The sequence below is a fragment of the Mangrovicoccus sp. HB161399 genome (genome assembly GCF_013184745.1).
Taxonomy (GTDB): domain Bacteria; phylum Pseudomonadota; class Alphaproteobacteria; order Rhodobacterales; family Rhodobacteraceae; genus Mangrovicoccus.
In genome coordinates this window covers 1-1,893 of sequence record NZ_JAATVU010000211.1, presented here as the reverse complement: position 1 = coordinate 1,893, position 1,893 = coordinate 1, and the positions used below count along the sequence as shown (strand labels likewise).

Sequence of the window (1,893 nt, the reverse complement as noted above, 5' to 3'; positions counted from 1 at the left end):
CGGTGACCACCCATCCAGTAGGCAGCGCCTGCCCACCGCCCATGTCGACGGACTGGATCCGGAGCGTCGTGCCCCGCACCTGCTTTTCCATTCTGAACCCCATGTCAGTAGCCGCGCGTGGCCGCCTGGACGTGCATCCAGTCGTAGTCCCGGGCCCGTCCCAGGCTGCACCAGCCCTCGGACTCCCAGGCGCTCCAGAACGGCACCGCGTCGCGCTGCGCGAGCCGGGCCGTCCGCTTGTCATAGCGCAGCGCGTTGCGCACCGGGTCGAAGTCGATGGAAATGCCCCAGCTGTGCAGCGAATGGCGGTCGGCGCCGCGCATCTTGCGGGGGGCATAGTCGCCGCCGAAGAGGTCGATCCCGAGGTCGCGGATCTCCGCCTCGGTGTAGCTCGACGCGATCCGGCCGAGCGCGCGGGCGGCTGACGGGGCGGCCTTCTCGTGGATCCAGAGGAAGGACCGCGTTGCCGAGGTGTTCCAGGCGAGTCGCATGACCCACGGCACCGGCACCTGCACCAGCGGCGGGCGGTAGCCGCCCTCCCGGCCCGGCAGGCCGTAGAAGGCGACCAGCTCCTGCTGGCCGCGGGTCTCGACCGGGAAGGCCGGGCGCGCTGCGTCCAGCCGGTCGCGCCAGAGCGGATCGGCCGCGCCCGTCATCACCTCGACCGCGGCCGCGGTGCGCGGCCCCCACCAGCCGTCAACCGGCCCCGGGTCGCGCCCGGCGGCCCGCGCCTCGATCTGCAGGAACGCCGCCATCAGCCGCTCGGCCGGCAGGTCGGGCCAGAAGTCCGGCAGGTCCGCCTCTCGGCCATAGGCCCAGCCCATCAGTGCGCCGTGGGTGTCCGGGCCGATCAGCCCGTCATCGGCAAGATCCGGGTCGCCTGCGCGCAGCTGCCGCTGCGCCCAGGCGATGACATCGCGCGGGATCGGGATCACTTGAACAGCCCCCGCGCCAGCGCGCCGAGCTTCTCGGCAACAGGCGCAGAGGTGACGGCGGCCACCAGCGCACCCTGCACGTTGGCATCGGTCAGGCTGATCGCGCGCTGCGGCGCCTTGCGCTGCCAGAGCGCCGCGCCGGTCAGCAGCACGGTGACCAGCTGCGAGGCGAGGTCGGCATAGGCCACGTCGATCTCGCGGCCGAGGATGGAGGACAGGACGGCGAAGAGCGCAAGCCAGCTGCTCCGCGCCTTCCAGAAGGCGAGAGGTTCTAAGTTCATCGGAGTCTCCGTTGGTGATCAGGGTTGCTCGGCTGAGAGGCCCTTCCGGACCTCGCGCAGCTCGATCAGGATGGCGGCCAGGGTCTGGTCCATGCCGTCGAGACGTTGGGTGACGCGGGCAATCGTCAGCTGCCCGGCCTGCAGCGCGGTGCGCTGCTCCCTGATGTCGGCGTTGGTGACGCCAAGGGCGACCTCTATCCGCCGGATGTCCGCGGCGTTGCGCGCCGTCTGCTCGCTGGTTTTCACCGCGAAGACGACGCCCGCGCAGATCATCCCCACCAGCGTCAGGATCGGGATGGTGCCGTTGAGGCGAAGCCCGCCATCGTCGGTCCGTTCGATCAGCGCCATGAGGTCAGGCCGTGGCGTAGAGCGGCACCGTCACGGCACCATCGGCCCAGGTTTCCGCGGCCGGGAAGCACGAAGCCTGCGGCGCGTCCTGCGCGATCGGCAGCATGACCAGCGCTTCCAGCGCGCCATCGTCGCGCCGCGCCGACAGAAGCCATGCGGAAGCCAGTTCGGCGGCCTCGCCGTCGGCAAGCCCGGACAGGTCATGGCTTTCGGCCCAGGCGGTGGTGCCGTCTGCCGCCAGCCCGGCAAGATCCATGACGTCGCCGGTGATCGAGACGGCGGTGAGGCGGCCGAGGTCGCCGGGGACCGGCACAATCGGGGAAAACTTG

At 71.1% G+C, this 1,893-nt stretch carries 4 protein-coding genes; all 4 read right to left on the bottom strand.

The features are described 5' to 3' along the window. Window positions 1-104: 104 nt before the first annotated feature. Window positions 105-935, bottom strand: a complete 831-nt coding sequence (locus HCC78_RS32350) for a peptidoglycan-binding protein (RefSeq protein ID WP_172332790.1) — start codon at window positions 933-935, stop codon at window positions 105-107. Further along, complete coding sequence (locus HCC78_RS32345; RefSeq protein WP_172332789.1) at window positions 932-1,216, bottom strand: hypothetical protein; 285 nt, start codon at window positions 1,214-1,216, stop codon at window positions 932-934. Before HCC78_RS32345 ends, HCC78_RS32350 begins: the two co-directional genes overlap by 4 nt. An 18-nt stretch (window positions 1,217-1,234) precedes the next feature. Then, the gene (locus tag HCC78_RS32340) at window positions 1,235-1,564 is read right to left on the bottom strand and encodes a hypothetical protein (RefSeq protein WP_172332788.1); all 330 of its coding nucleotides are present in this window, start codon (window positions 1,562-1,564) and stop codon (window positions 1,235-1,237) included. Window positions 1,565-1,568: 4 nt separating this feature from the next. After that, on the bottom strand, window positions 1,569-1,893 hold a 325-nt coding region (locus HCC78_RS32335), incomplete at its 5' end, for a hypothetical protein (RefSeq protein WP_172332787.1).